At 70.3% G+C, this 21,292-nt stretch carries 19 protein-coding genes and 2 pseudogenes; 12 read left to right on the top strand and 9 right to left on the bottom strand.

Annotated elements, in window-relative coordinates; translation table 11 throughout:
* Positions 1-110 precede the first annotated feature (110 nt).
* On the top strand, positions 111-1,202 hold the full coding sequence (locus D7Y15_RS18765; RefSeq protein WP_158629070.1) for an energy transducer TonB: 1,092 nt from the start codon (positions 111-113) through the stop codon (positions 1,200-1,202).
* Here the strand turns inward: D7Y15_RS18765 and D7Y15_RS18760 are convergent.
* The 3 genes from D7Y15_RS18760 to D7Y15_RS18750 all read right to left on the bottom strand — a co-directional run bounded on the left by D7Y15_RS18760 (position 1,177) and on the right by D7Y15_RS18750 (position 5,262).
* On the bottom strand, positions 1,177-3,318 hold the full coding sequence (locus tag D7Y15_RS18760; protein ID WP_121753447.1) for an FUSC family protein: 2,142 nt from the start codon (positions 3,316-3,318) through the stop codon (positions 1,177-1,179). The genes D7Y15_RS18765 and D7Y15_RS18760 overlap by 26 nt on opposite strands.
* A gap of 169 nt (positions 3,319-3,487) precedes the next feature.
* On the bottom strand, positions 3,488-4,567 hold the full coding sequence (locus tag D7Y15_RS18755; protein ID WP_121753446.1) for a hypothetical protein: 1,080 nt from the start codon (positions 4,565-4,567) through the stop codon (positions 3,488-3,490).
* A gap of 134 nt (positions 4,568-4,701) precedes the next feature.
* On the bottom strand, positions 4,702-5,262 hold the full coding sequence (locus tag D7Y15_RS18750) for a DUF2378 family protein (protein ID WP_120563545.1): 561 nt from the start codon (positions 5,260-5,262) through the stop codon (positions 4,702-4,704).
* A 231-nt stretch (positions 5,263-5,493) separates the two neighbouring features.
* On the opposite strand from D7Y15_RS18750, the gene D7Y15_RS18745 reads away from it, so the two are divergent.
* From D7Y15_RS18745 to D7Y15_RS18735, 3 genes are all read left to right on the top strand, one after another.
* Complete coding sequence (locus D7Y15_RS18745) at positions 5,494-6,939, top strand: hypothetical protein (RefSeq protein ID WP_121753445.1); 1,446 nt, start codon at positions 5,494-5,496, stop codon at positions 6,937-6,939.
* 94 nt (positions 6,940-7,033) lie between these two features.
* Positions 7,034-7,897 carry an ATP adenylyltransferase gene (locus D7Y15_RS18740; RefSeq protein ID WP_121753444.1) on the top strand — a complete coding sequence of 288 codons (864 nt, stop codon included), beginning with the start codon at positions 7,034-7,036 and terminating at the stop codon, positions 7,895-7,897.
* Positions 7,898-8,011: 114 nt separating this feature from the next.
* Positions 8,012-8,824, top strand: coding sequence for an SAM-dependent methyltransferase (locus tag D7Y15_RS18735; protein WP_120576412.1), 813 nt, complete (start codon positions 8,012-8,014; stop codon positions 8,822-8,824).
* Here D7Y15_RS18735 and D7Y15_RS18730 read toward each other — a convergent pair.
* Positions 8,805-10,022, bottom strand: coding sequence for an MFS transporter (locus D7Y15_RS18730; protein ID WP_121753443.1), 1,218 nt, complete (start codon positions 10,020-10,022; stop codon positions 8,805-8,807). The two genes, D7Y15_RS18735 and D7Y15_RS18730, sit on opposite strands and share 20 nt — an antisense overlap.
* A gap of 13 nt (positions 10,023-10,035) precedes the next feature.
* Entirely contained in the window at positions 10,036-10,578 is a 543-nt protein-coding gene (locus D7Y15_RS18725; RefSeq protein ID WP_121753442.1) for a hypothetical protein, read from the bottom strand.
* Positions 10,579-10,724: 146 nt separating this feature from the next.
* On the opposite strand from D7Y15_RS18725, the gene D7Y15_RS18720 reads away from it, so the two are divergent.
* The 4 genes from D7Y15_RS18720 to D7Y15_RS18705 are packed head-to-tail and all read left to right on the top strand — an operon-like array spanning position 10,725 to position 14,256.
* Positions 10,725-11,237 carry a sigma-70 family RNA polymerase sigma factor gene (locus D7Y15_RS18720; RefSeq protein ID WP_120576415.1) on the top strand — a complete coding sequence of 171 codons (513 nt, stop codon included), beginning with the start codon at positions 10,725-10,727 and terminating at the stop codon, positions 11,235-11,237.
* Positions 11,230-11,949 carry a hypothetical protein gene (locus D7Y15_RS18715; RefSeq protein ID WP_121753441.1) on the top strand — a complete coding sequence of 240 codons (720 nt, stop codon included), beginning with the start codon at positions 11,230-11,232 and terminating at the stop codon, positions 11,947-11,949. Before D7Y15_RS18720 ends, D7Y15_RS18715 begins: the two co-directional genes overlap by 8 nt.
* Positions 11,946-13,652 (top strand): caspase family protein, encoded by a 1,707-nt coding sequence (locus D7Y15_RS18710; RefSeq protein WP_126933902.1) that lies wholly within the window; start codon positions 11,946-11,948, stop codon positions 13,650-13,652. Before D7Y15_RS18715 ends, D7Y15_RS18710 begins: the two co-directional genes overlap by 4 nt.
* A 43-nt stretch (positions 13,653-13,695) precedes the next feature.
* Positions 13,696-14,256: a sce7726 family protein gene (locus D7Y15_RS18705; protein WP_121753439.1), complete on the top strand. Its 561-nt coding sequence runs from the start codon at positions 13,696-13,698 to the stop codon at positions 14,254-14,256.
* On the opposite strand, the gene D7Y15_RS18700 is transcribed toward D7Y15_RS18705, so the two are convergent.
* Positions 14,234-15,334, bottom strand: a complete 1,101-nt coding sequence (locus D7Y15_RS18700) for a beta family protein (RefSeq protein ID WP_121753438.1) — start codon at positions 15,332-15,334, stop codon at positions 14,234-14,236. The two genes, D7Y15_RS18705 and D7Y15_RS18700, sit on opposite strands and share 23 nt — an antisense overlap.
* 137 nt (positions 15,335-15,471) lie before the next feature.
* Here D7Y15_RS18700 and D7Y15_RS46415 point away from each other — a divergent pair.
* A pseudogene (locus D7Y15_RS46415) lies at positions 15,472-16,002 on the top strand (FmdE family protein); the annotation flags it as partial.
* Positions 16,003-16,040: 38 nt separating this feature from the next.
* Here D7Y15_RS46415 and D7Y15_RS18690 read toward each other — a convergent pair.
* On the bottom strand, positions 16,041-16,418 hold the full coding sequence (locus D7Y15_RS18690) for a DUF1304 domain-containing protein (RefSeq protein ID WP_121753437.1): 378 nt from the start codon (positions 16,416-16,418) through the stop codon (positions 16,041-16,043).
* 92 nt (positions 16,419-16,510) lie between these two features.
* Here D7Y15_RS18690 and D7Y15_RS18685 point away from each other — a divergent pair, with 92 nt between their 5' ends.
* From D7Y15_RS18685 to D7Y15_RS18675, 3 genes are all read left to right on the top strand, one after another.
* The gene (locus D7Y15_RS18685; RefSeq protein WP_121753436.1) at positions 16,511-17,104 is read left to right on the top strand and encodes a TetR/AcrR family transcriptional regulator; all 594 of its coding nucleotides are present in this window, start codon (positions 16,511-16,513) and stop codon (positions 17,102-17,104) included.
* Between the two features lie 88 nt (positions 17,105-17,192).
* Positions 17,193-18,578 carry an ATP-dependent RNA helicase DbpA gene (gene dbpA / locus D7Y15_RS18680; RefSeq protein ID WP_121753435.1) on the top strand — a complete coding sequence of 462 codons (1,386 nt, stop codon included), beginning with the start codon at positions 17,193-17,195 and terminating at the stop codon, positions 18,576-18,578.
* A gap of 50 nt (positions 18,579-18,628) precedes the next feature.
* Entirely contained in the window at positions 18,629-19,975 is a 1,347-nt protein-coding gene (locus D7Y15_RS18675; protein ID WP_120581403.1) for a Fic family protein, read from the top strand.
* A 6-nt stretch (positions 19,976-19,981) separates the two neighbouring features.
* Here D7Y15_RS18675 and D7Y15_RS18670 read toward each other — a convergent pair whose 3' ends face one another.
* Complete coding sequence (locus D7Y15_RS18670) at positions 19,982-20,665, bottom strand: abortive infection system antitoxin AbiGi family protein (RefSeq protein ID WP_233597515.1); 684 nt, start codon at positions 20,663-20,665, stop codon at positions 19,982-19,984.
* Positions 20,666-20,793: 128 nt separating this feature from the next.
* A pseudogene (locus D7Y15_RS18665) lies at positions 20,794-21,292 on the bottom strand (APC family permease); the annotation flags it as partial.

Here is a 21,292-nt window from a genome sequence, read left to right as displayed (position 1 = left end):
GGTGTGCGTTCCGGAAGGAAACCGATTTCAGGATACGCAGCTTCGCGGCGACACGGGTTGTTCGCTGGGCCAATTCCGCCAGCGCTGCCTCGCGGTCTAGAGTGCGGACCATGCGTTGGAGCTGGCTGTTCCTGTCCCTGCTGCTTGGATTCACCGGATGTGCCCATTCGGGCGTCCCGACCCTGCCCGCGAGTCATGGCCATCTGATGTCCGAGATGGAGGCCTTCCAGTTGAAGAAGGGCCTACCGTCGTCGGGGATGTGGGACGTCGCGATAGGGGCCGAGGTGGCGCCGAAGCCGCCGCTCAAGCTGGAGCCAGAGCAGGCACCTCTTGTCTTCGAAGAGGCGGTCAGGACGCTGGGTGGGACCCCCGGCGAGGATGCAGCCCTCAGCGCATTCCGGGACATCGTGGCCGCGTGTGTGGCAGGTCTCGCCGAAGCTTGCAGGCTCGAGTCCGAGGCATTCACCGGTCCGAAGGTGAGCTCGCCGGCGGCCTTCACGTATCCCGAGGCGCTGCTCAGGCCAGGTGCGTTCGCCTTCATGGTCTTCCACTGCCGCATCGGCGCGGATGGCCAGGTGCGTGACTGCAAGATCGTGGAAGGGGCGCGGCTGCCCGGCGTCGAGCAGAACCTCGCGGCGTGTCAATTGGCTCGATATCGTCCCGCGACCATCTCGGGGCACCCCGTGAGTGTCGACTACACCTTCCACGTGCGCTTCGTTCCGCAGGGGATCACGTTGAACAGGCATCAAGAACTGGAATGGGCCCGGCTGCGGGTCCGCCAGAATCCCGAGAGCCGTTCGGCATGGCTCAACCTCGCCCGGGAGCTCGCGAAGAATAATCCAGGGGATCCGCTCTATCCCCAGGCCGTCGCCCGCGCCTACTTCCTGGCGCCCAGGAGCGGGTGGGCCGCCAGCGAGGCCGCGTGGCAGCTCGTGCAGTCAGGCCAGTATGCGCCGGCCCTCGGCGCGGTGCGTCCCTTCGTGCGACGCAGCCACAATCCCTATGTGCTGGAGACCGCCGCCGCCGCGCAGTTCGGGCTGAAACAGTGCACCGCCGCACTGGCCGAACAACAGAAGGCCGTGGAGCTGCTGCCCGCGGAATGGCCCGCGCCGGAACGGGAGCGCTTTCAGCGCAAGCTCCAGGACTACCAGTCCGCCTGCGCCCCGCCCAAGTCCGTCAGCGCAGCGACGGATCCTCGCTGATCCGCGCCACCGCGCCGTGCAGGATGCCCAGCTGCCGGGGCACGCGCTCCAGCAGCGCGCCCAGCACGGGGTCGTCACTGGTGCGTGGCAGCGCCAGGGCCGGTAGGGGCGGGGGCTCGCGCCGCTCCTGCAACGCGCTGGCGAGCAGCTCCAGGCTGTCGCTGGCCCGCTGCGCCAGCTGCTGCGGCAGCACCGTGGAGGTCCTCCCATCGAAGCGCCCCGTGCCCAGCGCCGTCACCGCCAGCGCGAACCTGCGCGCGTAGGTGAGCAGCGCCATGCCCGGCTCCAGGTGCCCGGGCGGGCCCCGGTACTCCGTCATCAACCGCTGGAAGGACGACTCCGCCTCCAGCAGCGCCTGGTCCAGGCGGCGGCGCTCCTCGTTCACCGCGGGCTCCGTGCCGCTGCGGTGGGTGACGAGCTGTTGCAGGTACTTCCCGTCCGCGCGCAGGGCGGAGGCCGCCGCGTCCGGGAAGCGGCGGCGCTCCGGGCTGGGCCACAGCGTCCATGAGCCCACCAGCGCCAGCGCCCCCGCGATGAGCACGCCCAGTGAGCGCTGCGACGCCACCGTCCAATCCCCGGAGCTGAGCGTGGCCATCAAGAGATAGTCCGGCGTGAGCAGGACCTGGAACGCGCCGAAGTTCAGCGGCAGCAGCGCCACGGAGATGGCCGTCAGCACGCTGATGACGCCAATCATCATCGGCGGCGTGTGCACCGTGGTCGCGATGAGCGCCGCCAGGCTCGCGCCCACCAGCGTCCCCAGCGTGCGCTGGAGCACGCGCTCCTCCGTGCTGCCCGCGTAGGGCTGGAGGATGGAGATGACCACGAGGCTCACCCAGTGCGCGTCGCCCACCTGCAATGCCCGCGTCAGCCCCAGCGCCGCCGTGGCCACCATCCCCGTGCGCAGCGCGTGCCGCAGCACCACCGAGTCCGCGTGCAGGTGGTCGCGAATCGGCCGCCACAGGGAGAACCCCGGCGCCTGTCTGGGACCGCCCACCGTGCCCTTGCCTCGCGCCGACACCGGGTCTCCGAAGAGCAGGCCCGACGCCGTCTCGTGCGCCACACCCGCGTGCTCGCGCAGCCGGTCCAGCAGCGTGGCGACGTGCGTGGACAGCGGCCCCTTCGCGCTTTGCCGCACCGGGGGCACGGCCATCCTCGCGGGCTGCCGGCGACGGGGTCTCAGCGCCAGCCGGGGCGGCTCGCGCATGCCCTCGTTGCGCTCCTGCCTCAGCGCCCGCGATACCCATTGGTCCATCGCGCCGAAGGCCTCGCACAGCCTGATGACCCGTTCGCGCGTGGCGTGCATGTGCGGGTCGCGCCCCACCACCTGCATCGCCTCCGCCAGAGCACTGAGCAGCGCCACCATGGGCTCCACCAGCTCCACCAGCACCAGCAGGTGTTCGCCGCGCCGGGACTCGTCTGGCCTCCCGCGCCGCGTGGCCGCGAGCACGTCGCGCGCCCGTTCGATGTCCGGGCGGATCCGCGCGTGGCGCTTCAGCCCCGCTGCCCACGACTCGGCCGTGGCTCCATCCCGCGTGGCCCTTCCCAGGTCCTCCGCCGCGATCGCGAGCCCCGCGTACACCTGCGCCACCGCCCGGCGCGCGGGGCGATAGGGCCTGAGCGGCCACAGCAGCAGTGACAACGCCATCGCCCACAGGCCCCCCAGCAGCAATGCCGCGCCTCGCAGCACCGCCTCTCGCGGCGAGGCGGTGGGCGCGCCCAGCGACACGACGAAGATGACGGCGAGCTGCCCTCCCACGGAGCCCGCTGTCTCGCCGTAGCAGCGCGCGAAGTTCGCCGCGGTGACACCCAGGAGCAGCAGCGTGGCGTCCACCACATAGGTGTGGCCCGCGGGCGCGGCGAGCAGGCCGACCAGCGCCCCCAGCACCGTCACCACCCCCATGACGCGCGCCCGCACGCGGTAGGAACCGCCCTTGTCCGCGAGCGTGACGAGCAGCCCCGTGAGGCCCGCCCAGCCGGCCTGGGGCACGGTGGTCAGGAAGGACAGACACAGGGGCAGGGCGGTGGCGACGGCGGCCCGGATGCCCGCCCACAGGGCCGGTCTTCCGGGGTCCACCCGGAGGAGCGACTGGAGGTGTCTCCGCAGTCGATGGCGCATGGATTTCGGGGGAGCGGCGGGCCGTCACCCCAGAGGGTGGCTACGGCCGTCCCCATCCACAGGCGGGGGAAGGTCCTCCCCCTCAAGGCCCGGGCGCCACCCGGGCAGTACCCCGGGCCCCGCGCCACAAGCCCCTCCCTCCCGGAAGGCGGAGGCGGGTGGCCCGGCGTCAGCCCGTTCCCAGGGCGGGCGCATCCTCGTTGGGCGCGCCTTCCGCTTCGAGCGCGGTGCCGTCCCATGGGATGTAGCGCACGCCCGGCATCTGCTCCGGGCCATGGAACTCCAGCGCGCCCACGGTGGAGGTCAGCTTCCCGGTGGGCTTCCACGCAGCGAAGGGGTGGGGCCGGGAGAACAGCTGCACCTCGCAGCGGGCCACGTCGCTCTGGGCCACCATCACGTCCCAGCCCTTGGGGTCGCGGTACGCGTAGCCCACCAGCGTGCGCGGGTCGCACCACGCGCGGCCCTCCACGGCCACGGTGGCGGACGCGGCGCGGAAGGACAGCTCCCCGGACGCGGGCGACGTCACGCGCGACAAGAGCACGTGGGGCATTTCATGGAACGTGTGCTCGGCGTCTCGCGTGCGCAGGTAGATGGGCGACAGCTGTGGGTGGCCCCGCTTGCGCTTCGCGCGCACCGCCATGATCTCCAGCCGCGCGTCCGGATCCTCGGAGAAGCGCGGGCAGTACAGCCACGTCAGCTCCTCCAGCCGCCGGTGGCCCCACAGGTGCTTCTGCAGGCCGGGCGCGCCCTTCACGTCGATGCGCTCGCCGTCCACCGTCACCGTGCCTTCGAAGAGGACGTCGTCGTGCACGTGGGCCACCTGCGTGGGCAGGGGCAGCAGCGCGGTGCCTCGCGGCTCGCGGCGCACGGGCTCCGGGTGTCCGCCCTGGAAGCGCAGGTCCCACGCGATGGAGTGCCCGCCGCTGGCCACCTGTCCGTGGACGTGGCCGGGCGTCAGCTCCGAGTCCGCGATTCGCACGCCGCCGTTCGGCAGCGCCGTGAACGCGGAGGCCGGATGGATGGCCTTGAGCGCCACCGAGGGCCGGTCCTGGGACGCGCAGTCGAACGCCGCCGCCCACAGGGTGGCGCGAGGCTCGCCGCCGCTGCCCGGCGCGGGCGTGAACAGGGTGTAGCGCAACCACCAGGCGCGGTCTCCGCCCGGGTCGAGCACCACCAGGAACCAGATTTCGAAGAACCCCTGCTGATGACCGTTCCAGCGCGGCAGGTTGGCGCGCTTGCGCGACGGCATTTGGATGAATCCCCCTCTTCGCGCGGCGTTCACGGCCCCGACGCCGCGCGCAGACCCTCACGCTGGCAGATGGGGCCCGGTGCGAGCAAGGGGCCCCGGGGTCGCGGATCCGCGAGCAGGGGGACGCTGGTGACTCAGGCTCCCGGAGCGCCCCAGGACACGCGGTACGTGACGCTGTCGTCGTCGAACTGGACCACGTCCACCTGCGTGGCCGGGCCGCTGGCGGCGCGCACCGTGGCCAGCATCACGCCCTGCTTGAAGTAGCGCAGCAGGCCGGGCTCGTTGAGCCACAGGTCCGCCTCGCGCTCGCCGCGCTCGGTGATGCGCACCTCGGTGTAGTTGTTGCCGGTGCGGAAGCTGTGCTGCGTGCGCAGGAGCATCCGCTTGGGCCCGATGAGCCGCAGCACGCCCAGCAGCGCCCGGCCCACCATCGTGTCGCGGTAGCCGTCGATCATCCGCTCGCCGAGCATCCGCCACGCCACCGGATCCGGCTGCTCCGGGTGCAGCGTCTTCGCCGTCAGCGCCACGCAGCGCGTCCACGTGTCCAGCGAGTACGCGGGCTGCAGGGGCCGGTCCAGGTCCAGGCCCTCCTTGCGCAGCTGCTCCTTGAGGGCAAAGGGCACCTTCCCGGAAAGTCCCCGGACGAAGAGTCCTTCGACGATGGTCGGGAATACGAGTTTCTCGGCGGTGGCCATGGGGGCCATTCCGCCCAGCACCGCGCGTTCTGGTCAAGACCTACCGCCCGGGCGACGTCCAACGCCCGAAAGCGCGGTCATCCTCCAGGGCCATTCCACCCGTTCCCGCACCCGTGAAACATCACGTGTATCCGCGAAATTCACGCAAGGTGCGTAAACACTCCCAGCCCTCGCGGGGAGCGTCCATCTGGTAGCGTCCGGGCGCCCTGGCTCCCCCTGGCTGACCTCCCGATGACGTCCCGTGTCCTGACGTGCCTGCTGCTGTCCGTGCTGTGCGCGCTCCCGGCCCTGGGCGCCCGGCCGGTGCCCGCGCCGGCCGCGGACGGCATGGCGATGCTCCAGCGGGTGGATACGGCGCGGGTCCAGGGCAGCCCCAGCACGCTGCGCACGGAGCTGGACGCGCAGCAGGCGAAGGCTCCCAAGGACCCCATGCCCCGGGTGTACCGGGCCTTCCTCGCGCTGCCCTCGGACGAGAGCTTCGCCGAGTTCAAGGCGCTGGCGGTGGTGTACCCGGAGAACCCGTGGCCGCACGTGGGGATGGGGCTCGTCTACGTGCGCTGGGGCATGTTGAAGGACGCGGCCGCGCCGCTGGAGACCGCGCGCAAGGCGGTGCCCGGCTTCGCGCCCGCGCTCTGGGCGGACGGACTGCGGCTCCAGGCGGAGGGCAAGCCCGCGGAGGCGGAAGCCCGGCTGCGTGAGGCGCTGACGAAGCTGGACATCCCGCGCTTCCGCACGGACCTGGCGCTGCTCCTGGCGGGCCGGCCGGGAGCCGCGGCGGAGGCGCGCGCGTTGCTGGTCCGCTCGGTGAAGGACTGGCCCGAGCAGCCGGAGGCGCTCCAGGTGTTGTCGCGACTGGCGCGCGAGGCCGGAGACGCGAAGGCGGGCGCGGAGGCCGGCGCGCTGCTCGTCGCGCTCCAGCCGCATGACCGCGAGGCGCACCGGCGGCAGGCGGAGGCGTGGCTCGCCGCGGGCGACAAGGCGCAGGCGGTGAAGATGCTGGAGCGCTACTCGACGCTCGGGGGCGCGGAGCCCGCGGTGCTCTCCACGTGGGTGAAGCTCGCCGTGGAGCTCGACCGCCCGGAGGACGAGGCGAAGGCCCTGGTGCGCCTGGCCGCGGCGACGCCCAAGGACCCCGAACCGCTCCTACGGCTGGCGACGCTGGCGGAAGCGAAACAGGACGTGGCCGCCACGGAAGCGCGGTTGGATCAGGCGGCGGCGCTGGCCCCGGAGCGCGCGGACATCCAGGTGCGGAGGGCGCGGCTGTTGCTCAAGCTGGAGCGCTACTTCGAAGCCATGGCGGCGTACCGCGCGGCGCTTGCCGCTCCGGAGCGGCCGGTGCCCGAGGCGGCGGAGGAGGCCGCGCAGCTGACCAAGAAGCTGCACCTGCCCGCTTCGCCCGCGAAGGGCACGGTGGAGCAGATCTACGACCGGGTGTCGCTGGGGCTGGTGGCGCTGTACCTGGAGCACCTGATGGAGAAGCCGGACCTCAAGGGCAACCTGAAGGTGCGCGTGGACCTGGACCCCACGGGGAAGGCCACGAACGTGGTGGTGCTCTACGACAGCCTCCAGGACGTGCTCATCACCCACAGCGCACACGTGGCCTTCATGGACGCCCAGTACCCGCCCGGCAGCGAGCCGCAGGTGTACCAGTACGTCTTCCGTCCTCCTCCGCGCTGAGGCGGACATCCGGAGCGTTCTCCCACCGGAAGCCGGTTGACGCTTGGGTCAGCGGACGGCACAGACTGGAAGGTCTCGCGCCAGGAGCCCGCCCGTGAACGCCACACCGCTGACGCCCGCCGCCCTGTGGCCCCGCACGCTGGATGTCACCCGCCACGCGTTGGAGACCGGGGCGCTCCAGCCCATCGCCACGGAAGCGCGCACGGTGCCGGCCGCGAGCACGGAGTTCCAGGTGCGCGTGCTGGGGCGGGTGGCGCTCAAGGAGCGCAAGCGTCCGGCGCCGTCTGGCTCGGAGCCGTTCAACCCGTTCGCGAACCCGGAGCCGGACCTGGTGCTGGGGGACGTGGCGCCCGCGCACGTGTGCCTGCTCAACAAGTTCAACGTCGTGGAGCACCACCTGCTGCTGGTGACGCGGGCCTTCGAGTCGCAGGACGCGCTGCTGACGCCCGCGGACTTCGACGCGCTCTCCACGTGCCTGGAGGGGCTGGACGGGCTGGCCTTCTACAACGCGGGGGAGACGGCCGGCGCCAGCCAGCGCCACAAGCACCTGCAACTGGTGCCGCCGCTGGGGCCAGACCGCCTGCGCGCGCCCGTGGAGGCGCTGTTCCCCGTGCTGCCGGGGCCGGGCCGCGTGGTGGCCGCGGAGTCACTGCCGTTCGCGCACCTGCTGGCGGGCCTGGGGCCGTGGGGCGCGCCGGGGCAGGGCGCGCGGATGCTGGCGGCGTACCGGCTCCTGCGGGACGGGCTGGGCCTGGCGGAGCACGCGCCGTACAACCTGCTCGTCACCCGGGACTGGATGCTGCTCGTGCCTCGGAGCCGCGCGGAGCACCTGGGCGTCAACGTCAACGCGCTGGGCTTCGCGGGGTCGCTGCTGGTGCGCACGCCCGAGCAGTTCGACGCGGTCGCCGCGCTGGGGCCGCTGGAATTGCTGCGCCAGGTCGCGGGCGTGACTCCGTAGGAAGTGTGCAACCGCGCGAGCGGACCGGCACAATGCCCGGGCAGCAGGCTCACCCGTCGACACGGGCAGTCGCACGACGCGGGTGGGGGGCCCGAACCGTATGGAGCGACGACCATGGATGTGAACGAGCTGGCCCGCGTGCCGGGCGTGAATCCCCAGGTTCCCGACGCGGCACGCATCTACGACTACACGCTGGGCGGCAGTCACAACTTCGACGCGGACCGGCAGGCGGCGGAGTACATGTTCTCGCTGCTGCCCTCCACGCGGAAGTGGGTGCGGATGCTGCGCGCATGCCTCCAGGGCGCGGCGAAGCGGTTGTCCGCGGAGGGCTTCACGCACTGGGTGGACTTCGCGTCCGGCCTGCCCACCAACGACCATGTGCACGGCGTGCTGCCGCCGGACGTGAAGGTGCTGTACTCGGACATCAATCCGCTGACGATGGCGCAGGCGCGCGTGCTGTTGGGGAACGAGCCGCGCGTGCGCTACCTGGAGTGCGACATCCGCCAGGCGAAGTCCTTCCTAGAGCGCCCCGACGTGCGCGACTTCCTGGGCGGCGAGCGCAAGGTGGCCCTGGGCGCCAACGGCATCACCGTGTTCCTCAAGGCGGAGGAGAACCAGAAGTTCTTCCGCGACCTCTACGACTGGGCCGCGCCGGGCTCCCGGCTCTTCACCACGTTCGAGACGAAGGACCCCGCGAAGACGACGCCCCAGTGGGAGCAGTTCGTGGGCATGTTCCAGAAGATGGGGGAGAGCTTCGAGCTGTTCTCCCTGCCGGAGTACCTGGAGCTCTGCAAGCCGTGGACGCCGGGCCCCGGTGGCGTGCAGACCGTGAGCCGGTTCCTGGGGCTGCCGGACGACTCCATCACCGAGGAGGACCGGCAGGGCGTGGGCATCGAGTTCTACGCCGTCATCCTGGAGAAGAAGTAGCCGCCGCCTTCGCGCGGTAGCGCAGTCCGATGAGCGCCGCGACGAAGCCCGCCGCGGCGCCCACGCCCAACGCCTGGCGGGGACCGAACGTGTCCGCGACCCACCCGACGATGGGGGCCCCCAGCGGCGTGCCGCCCAGCGCGATGGCCAGGAGGATGGCGAGCACGCGCCCGCGCATGGACGGATCGGTGGACAGCTGCACCAGGCTGTTCGCGGTGGTGGTGAACGTCTGCGCGGACACGCCAATGACGACGAGCGTGACGGCGAAGAGTGCATAGACGGGCATCAGCGCCGCGAGCGTGAGCCCCGCTCCGAAGACCGCGGCCCCCGTCACCAGCAGCCCGATGCGAGGCTGCGCGCGCCGGGCGGAGAGCAGCGCGCCCGTCACGGAGCCGATGGCCATGATGGACGTGAGGAGCCCGTAGCCGCTGGCGCCCTGACCGAAGACGCGCACGGCCATGGTGGAGATGAAGATGGGGAAGTTGAGGCCGAAGGTGCCAATCAGGAAGAACATGGTCAGCACCGCCACCAGGTCGGGCCGCTTCCCGACGTAGACGAAGCCTTCCAGCAGGCCCCCGCGTGTGTGGAGCGCCCGGTCCCTCACGTGCAACTCATTCACGCGAAGCAGGCTCAGCGAGCAGAGCACCGCGCCGAACGAGGCCGCGTTGAGGACAAACATCCACCCGGAGCCCACGGCGGAGATGAGCAGCCCCGCGATGGCAGGACCGAGCATGCGCGCGGCGTGGAACGAGGTGGAGTTGAGCGCCACGGCGTTGGCGAGGTCCTCCTCGCCCACCAGCTCCGATACGAACGTCTGGCGCGCGGGGGCATCGAACGCGGTGACGCACCCCAGGAGGAACGCGAACACGTTCACGTGCCACAGCCGGATGTGTCCGGAGAGCGTGAGCAGCCCCAGGCCCAGCGCCAGCGCGCCCAGGGCCGCCTGCGTGGCGAACAGGAGCTTGCGCCGGTCGAAGTGATCCGCCGCGAAGCCCGTCAGGGGAAGGAGCAACAGCGGCGGCGCGAACTGGAGCGCCATGACCACGCCCACGGCCGTGGCGTTGTTGTGGGTGAGCTGGGTGAGGACGAGCCAGTCCTGGGCGGTGCGCTGCATCCACGTGCCCACGTTGGACACGAGCGCTCCGGCCGCCCACGTCCGGTAGTTGTAGCCGCGCAGCGAATGGAAGGTGCCCTTCATTCCGCGGGAGACCTTATCCGCATGACTCCCCGTTGAGTGCGCAGCGGCCGGACGCGCAGGGCGTGAAGGAAGCGCTGGAGCAGCCCGTGGCCTCGCAGCGGCAGGTGGTGACGCGGCGGGTGAGTGCGTCGCAGCACGGCGCGTAGGACACCGGCGGCGTGCCTGCGTCGGTGCTGGTGCCCGCGTCGGTGCTGACGCCGCCGTCTTCTATTCCGGTGCCCGCGTCGGTGCTGACGCCGCCATCTTCGATTCCGGTGCCCGCGTCGGCCTCCACGCCCGCGTCGACGCCGGCGCCTCCGTCGAAGCTCGTGCCGCCGTCCTGGCTGCCGTGGAGGGTCTCGCAGCTGTCCCGGAGCGACGGCGTGCAGGTGCCGGCCGAGCACGCCTGGAAGCGGATCTCACAGCCGTTGGAGTCCTCGCAGAGACAGGTGTCCACCTGGTTGCGGACGCAGCAGACGGCCCAGGACTCTTCGCCTGGTTCGTCGGGGTCCTCGTAGAGCGGGTCGAAGCAGGCGCCCAGGAGCGCGACGAGGATGGCGATGGCGAGTCGTTTCACGGCGGTTGGGACACCCGGTGCGGCCGGCCTGGGACATGCCGCCGGGGTACGACTAGTATTCCACAGCCCATCGCGGATGCGATGCGATGTCCCAGGCCGCCGGGGCCGGGTGTCTCAAGGACGAAAAGGAAGGTCGGACCCATCGGATGGCGAGCGGGCTCGGTGCGGAGGAGCTCAGGGAGCTCTACGAGCGCTTCGCGCCCGTGGTGCACCGTCGCGCGCTCGCGCTGCTGGGACGCGATGCCGACGCCTGGGACATCGTCCAGGAGGTCTTCGAGCGCATGTTGACGGCTGGCGCGCGGTTCCGACGGGAGGCCCGTCCCATGACGTACGTGTACCGCGTCACCACCAACCTGTGTCTCAACGCGCTGCGCTCGCGCCAGCTGCGGGAGCCGGTGCTCCTGGAGGCGCCGGAGGCCGCGGCGCTCACGCCCAGCCAGTGGGAGGCCGCGGACTTCATCCGCCACCTCGTGGGGCGGATGGGCGAGCGCGAACTGGAAGTGGCCACGCTGCACTTCTTCGACGGGCTGACCCAGGAGGAGATCGCCGGGATGCTGGACGTGTCGCGAAAGACCATCGTCCGCGACCTGGACTCCATCCGGAAGAAGGCGGCGGAGCTGGGGCGGCTGCCGGAAGCGTTGGAGGCAGAGCGTGGCTGAGCACCTGACACGGCTGGAGTTGGACGAGTGGCTGTCGGGACTGGATGCCTCGGGTCGCGCGGAGCGGCACGTGGCCGCCTGCCCGGCCTGCGGGATGATCGCCGAGCGGATGCGGCAGGCGCGAGCGTCGAGCCTGGCCCAGCCCCGAGCGAAGGCGGTGCTGGCGAGGTTGGAGGAGAAGCGCGCCCGGTCCGCGAGGCCCTGGTGGAGCTGGGGCGTGCCGCTGGTGACCGCGCTGGCGGTGGGGCTCGCGATGGTCGTCTATGTGCCGCGAGGCGCGGAGGACGGCGTGCGGCTGAAGGGGACCGTGGCGCTGCGGCTGCTGTCCGTGCAGGGCACGCCGGTGCAGGACGCGAAGCCCGGCGAGCAGATGACGCTCGCGGTGGGCACGGGGCCGTACCGGAACGTGCTGGTGCTCGCGGTGGATGAAGCGGGCGCGGTGGATCCGCTCTGGCCGAGGGACGGGCAGACGAGCGGCACGGTGGAGCCAGGGGCGGAGGTCCGGTTGTTCCCCGCGTTGGAAGTGACGCCGGGGTCAGTGGCGTTGCATGCGTTCTTCTCGGATGCGCCGCTGGACGTGGAGCAGGCGCGGGAGGCGCTCACTGCGCGCGTCGCGGAGGCGCGCGGGAAGGGGCAGGGCCCGCTGGAGGTGGCGACGCCGGAGACCATCGGGAAGGCGCAGGCGCGCACGCTGCTGAGGGTCGTGCCGTGAGCCGCGCGTTGGGCCTGGGTGTTCGGGTGTTCGCGGTGCCGAGCCCGCTGAGGCGCGCTGAAGAAGGGGCACGCCGCTGGGCGCTTGGCTTGGGGGGACAGCTGCTCGCGGTGCCGGAGCCGCTTCCGGGCGCGGCAGTAGAGGAGTCGCCGCGCTGCCGGGCATGGGGCCTGGGAGTAAGGCTGCTCGCTGTGCTGCTCATGGTGCTGGGCCCGCTTCCGGGCGCCGCCGCGGAGGAAGCGCCGCGCCGCTGGGCGCTGGTCGTGGGAGAGAACCAAGGCCTGGCCAGCGAGGAGCGGCTGCGCTTCGCGGAGACGGACGCGCAGCGGATGCGCGAGGTGCTCCAGGAAGTGGGCACCGTTCCGCCAGAGCGCACGATGACGCTGCTGGGTACGGATGCCGCGAAGCTGCGCGAAGCCCTGGCGCGCTTCCGGGCGCGGCTGGCCGTGGAAGCCTCGCCGAGGGATTGGCTCCTGCTCTACGTGTCGTCGCACGCGGGCGACGGCAGCCTGCACCTGCGCGGCACCGAGCTGCCGATGCGCGAGCTGGTGGACTTCCTCAAGGGTGCCCCGGTGGGAGTGGGGCTGCTCATCCTGGACTCGTGCCGCTCCGGTGTCGCCACGCGATTGAAGGGCCTGAAGCCGGTGGCCGCGCCCATCACGATGGAGGCCTCGGACCTGGAGGGCCGGGTCGTCATCAGCGCGTCTGGCGCGGATGAGTACGCCCAGGAGTCGGATGCGTTGCAGGGCTCCTTCTTCACGCACCACCTGGCGGTGGGTTTGCGCGGAGCGGCCGATGCTTCGCGAGATGGGCGCGTCACGCTGGAAGAGGCCTACCGCTACGCCTACGCGAGGACGCTGGAGTCCACGCTCGTCTCACCGGGAGGCATGCAGCGCCCCACGTTTCGCATGGACCTGAGCGGCCGCGGAGAGTTGATCCTCTCCGAGCCCCAGCGCGCGCGAGGCCGCCTGACGCTCGACGTGAAGGCCCCGGGCCGCTGGCTCGTCATGGCGTCGGAGAGTGGCGCGCTGGTGGCGGAGCTGGAGAAGGGCGAGGGCCCCACGACGCTGGCAGTGGCGCCCGGCGCGTACCGGCTGCTGCTGCGAGCGGAGGACGGATATCTGGAGCGGTCGGTGAGGGTGCCGCTCGACGGAGCCGTGTCGGTGGGAGGCGAGCCCCTGGAGCAGGCAGCGAGGATGAGGCTCGCGCGAAAGGGTGGGGCGGGGTCGACGCTGCTGGTCGCGGTAGGGCCATCGCTGACGTCGGGCATCGTGTCGGGCCTGTCGTCGCTCGCGGGCCTGGACGTGCGCCTGGTGCGCGAAGGGCGGCTGTTCACCGGTGTGGACACGTCGGGCCTGGGGCTCGCGGTGCGGCGGGGGACTGGCAGCAGGGTGTCCTTCCAGCAGACGGAGCTGGAGCTGCGGCTGGGCGCGGGGCCGCATTGGAAGCTCGGAGCCTGGACGTTCAGCGGCGCGCTGGAGGCCGGGGCGCTGGCGGTCTTCCAGTCGCGCATCCCGGATGAAGATGCGCGCTTCGGGCTGGAACCGCTGGCGCTCGTCACCGGGGGCGTGCGGCTGGACGTGCGAAGCCGCCTGTCGATGCTCTTGAGCGCCTCCGCCGGAGGCGTCATGGCGAAGCGAGACTCCGGCACGGCGCTGGTGCCCAGGGCCTCCGCGTCACTGATGGTCGGCTACGCGCTCTGACCTGTCGCGTTCGCCCAGCCTGGCCCGTAGACTTCGCCGCCCCATGCGTGACTTCGACGTGCGACAGGCCCTCACTGCGAGCCTCAAGGCCACTCACGCGAGTGACCCTGGAACCCTCATCCGTGAGGAGCTGGGTCTGGAGCACGGGCAGGTCTTCGTGGACGTGGCCGTCATCAACGGTGAACTCCATGGCTACGAGCTGAAGAGTGAGCGGGACACCCTGGAGCGGCTTCCGCGACAGGTCGAGGCGTACAGCGCGGTGCTCGACAGGGCCACGCTCGTCGTGGGCGCCCGTCATGTGCAACAGGCCCTCGGTCTCATCCCCGCATGGTGGGGCGTCAAGACTGCCACGACCCAGCGCGATGGTTCGGTCAGGTTGAGCCCCTTGCGCAAGGGCCGGCGCAATCCCCAGCAACAGATGTCGGCCCTGGTCCGGTTGCTCTGGCGCGACGAGGCGCTGGAGCTCCTGGAGTCACGGGAGGCCGCCAAGGGATTGCGGAGCAAGCCCCGGAAGATGCTCTACGAGCGCCTGGTGGAAGTGCTGCCAGCTGAAGTGCTGCGCGTGGAGGTCCGCCGCCTGCTCAAGGCGCGTGAAGACTGGTGAGCTGCTTCAGCACCTTCGCGATGTGATGGTTTGTTCCCACCTTGCGCCACACGGCCGGGTTTCCGGGCGTCTCTGCTCCACCGGCGCATCCGAAGATGTAGTCGTCGCCCTGACTGAAGGTGCGCCCGGCGTAGCACTCCTGTTCCACCAGGTACTGTGCCAGCGCGGCGTATTGCTCATATCCGAGTCGCTTCAATGCGCCGCCGCGCACCACGAGCCAGTGGTCGTCCGCCGTGTAACGGATGTTGGGGCTTCCAGAGTGGAGTGCCGCGTCCGCTGAGGGAGGCTGTGCCCCTTGGATGGCGTAGTCGCCGTAGGTGGGCACCCGAACGAGCGACTTCGCTTTCCCGGAGAGGATTCGCCACAGGATCCAGTCGGCACGCTGGACCTTTGTCGGCAGTTTGATGTCGCTGATGGACCGCGGAAATGCGCCGGCCGCCACGGTCAGCGTTCGAAAGGCCATCAGCCCATCGATAGCGCCGATGACGCCCGGGAGACTCTTCGAGAGCACGCCCACGTCGTCTGCCGCGATGGGGCCCAGGTCCAGCACCAGGTCGGCGGCTTCACGAGTCGTCCCTGTCTTTCGAAGGGTCGACGAAAGCGCCTCGTCGAGGTCGTCCCCGAACAGCTCCTTCTTGCGAATGCGGACGCATACACCCCGCTGGTCTTCGGCGACCGCAGACCTGACCGCGACCTGGTATTCGGAGTCACGCTCAGGGCCTGTGACAGGGACGAGCGCGACTCCAGCCTCCCTGGCCTTCGCCAGGACGTAGGTCAGGGGATGTTCTCCGGAGGCCATCGTCTGCGCGGGTGCCAGGTGAAGCCCGTCGATGAAGGCACGGCTATTCGGGATCGACTTCGCGAGATGAGGCCCCGTCCTGGCAAGCAACTCCTCCAGCGTTTCCATGCGGAGGGTCTTCCGCCTGTCTTTCTCTCGCTTGGGCTTGAGCGGCCGGATTTCGAAGAGCGGGGTCACCCGCTGGCGCTGCGCGGCCTCAAGCTGCGCGAGGGCATCGCGCTCTCCCTGCATGAACTTGAGGATGGGCACGTAGTGCGTTCGGTTGAAGCCTTGTGTCACCTGGATGTTCCCCCCGGGATGTGACGCAAGCCTGCCTGGGTCGTGCCATCGCGTGGCGGTCCCAAAGGAGGTATTGCGTTGGAGGCCACTCTGCCATCCAGCCCTGACACACCAGACCGGTCAGTCGTCAGCGGCTGATGCTTCCAGGTAGAACACGCCTCGCCTGTCTTTCACCGGAGCCACCCATGACCCTGCGCCGCCACTTTCTGCTCACCGTCACGCTGGGCCTCACCCTGGGCTGCGCGGGCGCGAAGCCCACCGTGCCCGCACCCGCTGAACCGGGCGCGCTGGAACGGGTGGCGCTGGTGCATGGTGGCGCGGGGCCGTGGGCGGTCGCGGGCTACCGGATGGGCGATTACGCGCTCCAGCAACTGGGCCTGCCCCGGGGCAGCTTCAAGCTGGAGGTCGTCCATCACAGCCCGGCGAAGGTCCAATACACCTGCGTCGCGGACGGCGCGGCGGCGGCCACCGGCGCCAGCCTGGGCAAGCTCAACCTGTCGCTGGAGACCACACCCTCGCCGGAGGATGTCGCGACCACGTTCCGCAACCGCGACACCGGCCAGTCCCTCACGCTCCGCCCGTCCGCCAGCTTCGTGCAGCGCTTCCGGGACGTCCCGCGCGAGAAGCTGGGCGAAGCGGGCCGGGCCGTCCTCACCCTGCCAGACGCCGAAGTCTTCGAGACCGTCACGCCTGAGCGGAACGCCGCTCAGAGGACGACGAGCGAGATGGCCAGCGCCGGCAGCGCGCCCTGGACGATGCTGGCCACGAGGAATTTCCGGTTGCTGCTCACCAGCACCACCGCCGCCGCCAGCATGCACCCGCAGCCGAACACCACCGCCGCCACGCCCGACGCCACCGCGCCCGAGTGCACCACCGCCACGCCCACCAGCACGCCCACGGCGAGGAACAGGTTGTAGAAGCCCTGGTTGAGCGCCATCGGCTTCACCACGTCCGCGTCCGCCTGCGACTTCAGCCCGAAGCGCTTCCACACCTTCGGCTGCGAGAAGACGATGCTCTCCATCACGAAGAACAACACGTGGATGAGCGCGGCGATGACCGCGAAGACCTGTGCCAGTGGCGACATGATGACTCCCCCTCCGGGGTTGGGATATTCTGAACCAGTCAGTTCCGAATTCATATTGAAACGGTCAGTTCAGAATTGTCAAGGAGGGTGACGTGGCGCGGACGCGGGCGTTCGACGAGACAGAGGCGGTGCGGGCGGCGTTGGGAGTGTTCTGGTCGCGCGGCTACGAGGCGACGTCGCTGTCGGACCTGGAGGCCGCGACGGGGCTGAACCGCTCCAGCCTGTACCAGACGTTCGACAGCAAGCGCGGGCTGTTCGCGCGGACCATCGCGCTGTACCTCCAGGAGGTCATCGGGCCCCGGCTGGGTGTCTTCGCGAAGGACGCGCCGGGCCTCGAGCAGGTGACGGAGTACTTCGAGTCGCTCGCGGCGACCATGGCCACCGCGCCGCCAGCGCTGACCCGGCGGGGCTGCCTGCTGGTGAACACGGCCACGGAGCTGGGCCCGCATGACGCGGAGGCAAAGCAGGCGGTGGAGGACTACCGGGCGCTCCTGCGAGGCCACCTGACGCGGGCCCTGGAGGGCGCGGCCCGGGCGGGCGTGTTGCCGCGCAAGACGGTGGCGCGCCGGGTGGAGCTGCTCCTGGGCGCGGTCATCGGGGTGCTCGTCACGGCGCGCGTGGACCCGGCGGCCGCTGCGAAGCTGGCCCAGGCGACGGCGAGCGAGGTGGCGGGCTGGGCGGGGTAGGGGGGCGCCGGGCTTGTCCGGCGTGGGAAGGCTGGTACAAGGGCGCGATCTCCCGAGGCGCCCCGTGCCTCCGTCCCCCGAGGCTCCGATGGAATTCTCCGCGCTCTCGCTGTCGCCCCCGCTGCTCCAGGTGCTGGAGGAGTTGGAGTTCAAGACCGCCACCCCCATCCAGGCACAGAGCATCCCGGTGCTGTTGCAGGGAAAGGACCTGGTAGGCCAGGCGCGCACGGGCAGCGGGAAGACGGCGGCGTTCGCGCTGCCCATCCTGCAGAAGGTGAAGCTCACTCAGGACCGGCGGCTCCAGGCGCTGGTGCTCTGCCCCACGCGCGAGCTGTGCGCGCAGGTGGCGGGAGAGATTCGCAGGCTCGCGCGACGCATGCCGGGCGTGCAGGTGCTGGCGCTCGCGGGCGGGCAGCCCATCCGGCCGCAGGTGGAGGCGCTGGAGAAGGGCGCGCACATCGGCGTGGGGACACCCGGGCGCATCATTGACCTGCTGGACCGCGAGGTGCTGGACACACGGCACCTGGCCACGGTGGTGCTGGATGAAGCGGACCGGATGCTGGACATGGGCTTCCGGGAGGACATGGAGCGGGTGCTCGGCGCGACGCCCTCGAAGCGGCAGACGGTGCTCTTCTCCGCGACGTTTCCGGACGACATCGAGAAGCTGAGCCGCGCGTTCCAGAAGGACCCCGTGCGGGTGTCGCTGGCGCAGGAGGAGGCCGCGCCGGACATCCAGCAGGTGGGGTACGCGTGCACGCCGGAGGAGAAGCAGACATTGCTGTTGCGGCTGTTGCGCCAGCACCAGCCGGCCTCCGCCATCGTGTTCTGCAACTTCAAGGCGGTGGTGGTGGAGCTGACGCGAGCGCTGGTGCAGGCGGGCGTGAGCGCGGACGGGTTGCAGGGCGACCTGGAGCAGTTCGACCGGGACCGGGTGATGGCGAAGTTCCGCAATCACAGTACGCGCGTGCTGGTGGCCACGGACGTGGCGGGCCGGGGCATCGACGTCGAGGCGCTGGACGCGGTGGTGAACTACGAATTGCCGCAGCAGCCGGAGGCGTACGTGCATCGCATCGGCCGCACGGGGCGCGCGGGCCGTCGCGGGCTGGCGCTGTCGCTGGTGACGCGCTCGGACAGCCGCAAGGTGGAGGACATCGAAGGGACGACGGGCGTGAAGCTGGAGAAGGGGGACGTGGACGCGCTGGTGCCGGAGAACGTGCCGGGCGTGTCGCTCATCTCCGGCTGGGAGACGCTGTCCATCTCCGCGGGGCGCAAGGACAAGATGCGGCCCGGAGACATCCTGGGCGCGCTCACGGGCGATGCGGGCGGGTTGAAGGCGGAGGACGTGGGCAAGATTGAAATCCACGACCATCACGCCTTCGTCGCCGTCTCCAAGCGCGTGGTGAAGGTGGCGTTCCAGCGGCTGAGCGAGGGCCGCATCAAGGGCCGCAAGCACCGCATCGAACGCGTGCGGTGAGGGACTACTAATCTCATTCGAAATTAGTAGTAGATTGGGAGTTCAAGCCCATGCGACTCCCCGCGACGCCTCCCGACCTCCATGCATTCGTCCAGACGGTGGCAAGGTCAGGGAAGGAGCACCTTGTCGCTCTGCTGGAGCACAAGGCCGTGGGGCCAGAGCTCGACGGGCGTTATCTCCATTGGGACGAGCTTCGCCGGCATCCCGCGCCAGAGGGCATGACGCATGAGGAGTGGTGGTACCGGGTCAAGACCGCGCGAACCACGTTGGGCGCCGACCTGCCGCTCCTGGACAAGACGGGGCAGCCGTTCTCCTTCACCCGTCCTGACGGGCTTTTTTCGGGCCTGCACCGGATCGACCGGCAGCTCGGAAAGGGGCTGGAACTGGCGGACCCTCAACTGGCCAATGCAGGCGTCCGGGACCGATACATCGTCGAATCGTTGATGGAAGAAGCCATCACTTCCAGTCAGCTGGAGGGTGCCTCCACGACCCGAAAGGTTGCCAGGGAGATGCTGGAGCAGGGACGTCCGCCTCGGACCAAGGACGAGCGGATGATCTTCAACAACTTCCAGGCCATGGAGCTGATGCGCCGGAATGCGCATGTGCCGCTGACGACCTCCCTGCTCCTGGAGCTTCACGAAACCATCACGCGTGACACGCTCGACCCAGGCGAAGAGGGCCGCTTGCGGCACGGCGATGAGCCCGTCACGGTCCAGGACCGGGCGAGTGGAGCGATCCTCCACGTCCCCCCTGATGCCAGTGAGCTGCCCGGCCGATTACGGAAGCTCTGTGCGTTCGCGAATGGCTCCGACGGGAGCGTCTTCATCCATCCCGTCGTGCGCGCCATCGTGATCCACTTCATGCTCGCCTATGACCATCCCTTCGTGGATGGCAACGGCCGCACCGCACGGGCGCTGTTCTACTGGAGCATGATCCGGGAGGGATATTGGATCGCGGAGTTCCTCTCCATCTCCCGGATCATCCAGCGCGCCCAGATGCAATACAGCCGGGCGTTCCTGTTCACGGAGACGGACCGGGGAGACCTCACCTATTTCCTCCTGCACCAACTGGACGTCATCCAACGCGCGACCGATGACCTCTACGCGTATCTGGAGCGGAAGGGGCAAGAGGCCCGGCAGGTGGATCTCCTCCTCAAGGAGGATGCGGGCCTCAATCCCCGGCAGCGGGAATTGCTGGCGCATGCCCTCCACCATCCGACCGCGCGCTACGACATCCAGTCGCACCGGCGTCGGCACGGAGTGGTTTATCAAACCGCCCGACAGGACCTGCTCGACCTCGAAGCCGCGGGGTTCTTGGAGAGAGAGCAGGTCGCACGGGCCTACTTCTTCTCGCCTGTTGCCCACCTGGAGAGACGGCTCAAGAAGCACAAGCCCTGAGGCGGGTCACCCCGGCGCGCTCTTGCGCTCCGTCGCGACCGGCGCCTGCGTGTGCTTCGCCAGCGCCTCCATGATCTGCTCCGCCTTCCACCCCGGATCCAACACCGGGCAGAAGTAGCCCGGACCCGCGCGTTCGCGGACGGCCCAGGCGAAGAAGTCCCTCGCCACGGTGTGGACCTCTTCTGGCAGGAAGAGCGCCGCCACGTCGTACTCCGTGAAGCGCATGAGGCCTGGGACGCGCCACTCCCGCTCCCAGTCGAAGCGGTAGCTGTAGGGCGCGTTGTGCGCGTCACCCTGGATGTCCACGAAGGGCGTCACCGCCCACACGGGCTCCTTCTGGGGCTCCTTCGCCGCCAGGGCCTGGTCCAACTGGTGCTTCATCGCCAGGTGTGCCGGGGAGCCGTATTGCACGTACCAGACAGGGCCTCCGCCCTGCGACAGGATGAAGCTCTTCCGGAAGGCGATGCCGTACAGACTCCGGCGCTGCACCAGCCTCGCGAGTTGATCCAACGGAATCTCGCTGAAGCACACCGAGCGGTGCCGGTCCGCCACCGCCGCCTCCCGCCGCGCGATGCCAAACCCCTCCGCGCCCGGGATGAGCGTGCGCGCTCCCAGGATGCTCATCATGTTCTGGTAGGCGTCGTGGTACGGGGGCCCGGGCTTCGTGAAATGCACCACGAAGTCAGACATGTCCCGCCACTGCGCATTCGCCTGATACCCGAGCATCGCCTCGCGAGTGTCCCGGCCCGGTCCCTCCTTCGCAACACAACGTGCCGGGTTGTCCCAAGGCCTGCCCGCTCTCCTGACGTGCGAAGGCGTCAGGACAGGCGGACGGGCGCTGGCTCCCTCGGCCGCGATAGGCGCATCAATGCCAGGCCCGCGAGCACCGCTCCTGACGCCACCGCCGCCTCCCGCGCGCTCGCGCCGAAGGCCACCAGCGTCAGCCCCAGCACCAGCGTGGGCACCGCCAGCAGCGCGTGCACCGGCCGCAGGTTCCGCTCCCGCCGCAGAGACAGCACCGCGAGCGCCGCCGCCGTGACACCGAATTGCATCAGCACCGCGATGGCGGAGAGCGCGAAGAGCTCCGACAAGTCCCCCAGGTTCACGAACCCCAGCACCAGCGCCCACGTCACCGCCAGCGCACGCATGGGCACTCCCGACGCCGACATGCGCTCCAGCCCGAACAGCGAACGCTCTCCGGAGGCCAGCGCGGACAGGTAGCGCGGCGTCGTCACCATCATCCCCACGCAGATGCCCAGCGCGGACACGCTCGTGCCCGCTCCCACCAGCCGCTCCAGCCCCGCGCCGCCCCACACC

It is taken from the genome of Corallococcus sp. AB030 (genome assembly GCF_003668965.1).
Taxonomy (GTDB): domain Bacteria; phylum Myxococcota; class Myxococcia; order Myxococcales; family Myxococcaceae; genus Corallococcus; species Corallococcus exiguus.
This window is presented reverse-complemented; position numbering and strand designations above follow the sequence as displayed.

Excerpts from the sequence above, each read along its gene's own strand:
- D7Y15_RS18760 (WP_121753447.1), bottom strand. The coding sequence starts at position 3,318 with ATGCGCCATCGACTGCGGAGACACCTCCAGTCGCTCCTCCGGGTGGAC.
- D7Y15_RS18730 (WP_121753443.1), bottom strand. The coding sequence starts at position 10,022 with ATGAAGGGCACCTTCCATTCGCTGCGCGGCTACAACTACCGGACGTGG.
- D7Y15_RS18735 (WP_120576412.1), top strand. The coding sequence starts at position 8,012 with ATGGATGTGAACGAGCTGGCCCGCGTGCCGGGCGTGAATCCCCAGGTT.
- dbpA (WP_121753435.1), top strand. The coding sequence starts at position 17,193 with ATGGAATTCTCCGCGCTCTCGCTGTCGCCCCCGCTGCTCCAGGTGCTG.
- D7Y15_RS18745 (WP_121753445.1), top strand. The coding sequence starts at position 5,494 with ATGACGTCCCGTGTCCTGACGTGCCTGCTGCTGTCCGTGCTGTGCGCG.
- D7Y15_RS18705 (WP_121753439.1), top strand. The coding sequence starts at position 13,696 with ATGCGTGACTTCGACGTGCGACAGGCCCTCACTGCGAGCCTCAAGGCC.
- D7Y15_RS18755 (WP_121753446.1), bottom strand. The coding sequence starts at position 4,567 with ATGCCGTCGCGCAAGCGCGCCAACCTGCCGCGCTGGAACGGTCATCAG.
- D7Y15_RS18765 (WP_158629070.1), top strand. The coding sequence starts at position 111 with ATGCGTTGGAGCTGGCTGTTCCTGTCCCTGCTGCTTGGATTCACCGGA.
- D7Y15_RS18675 (WP_120581403.1), top strand. The coding sequence starts at position 18,629 with ATGCGACTCCCCGCGACGCCTCCCGACCTCCATGCATTCGTCCAGACG.
- D7Y15_RS18720 (WP_120576415.1), top strand. The coding sequence starts at position 10,725 with ATGGCGAGCGGGCTCGGTGCGGAGGAGCTCAGGGAGCTCTACGAGCGC.
- D7Y15_RS18670 (WP_233597515.1), bottom strand. The coding sequence starts at position 20,665 with ATGTCTGACTTCGTGGTGCATTTCACGAAGCCCGGGCCCCCGTACCAC.
- D7Y15_RS18750 (WP_120563545.1), bottom strand. The coding sequence starts at position 5,262 with ATGGCCACCGCCGAGAAACTCGTATTCCCGACCATCGTCGAAGGACTC.
- D7Y15_RS18690 (WP_121753437.1), bottom strand. The coding sequence starts at position 16,418 with ATGTCGCCACTGGCACAGGTCTTCGCGGTCATCGCCGCGCTCATCCAC.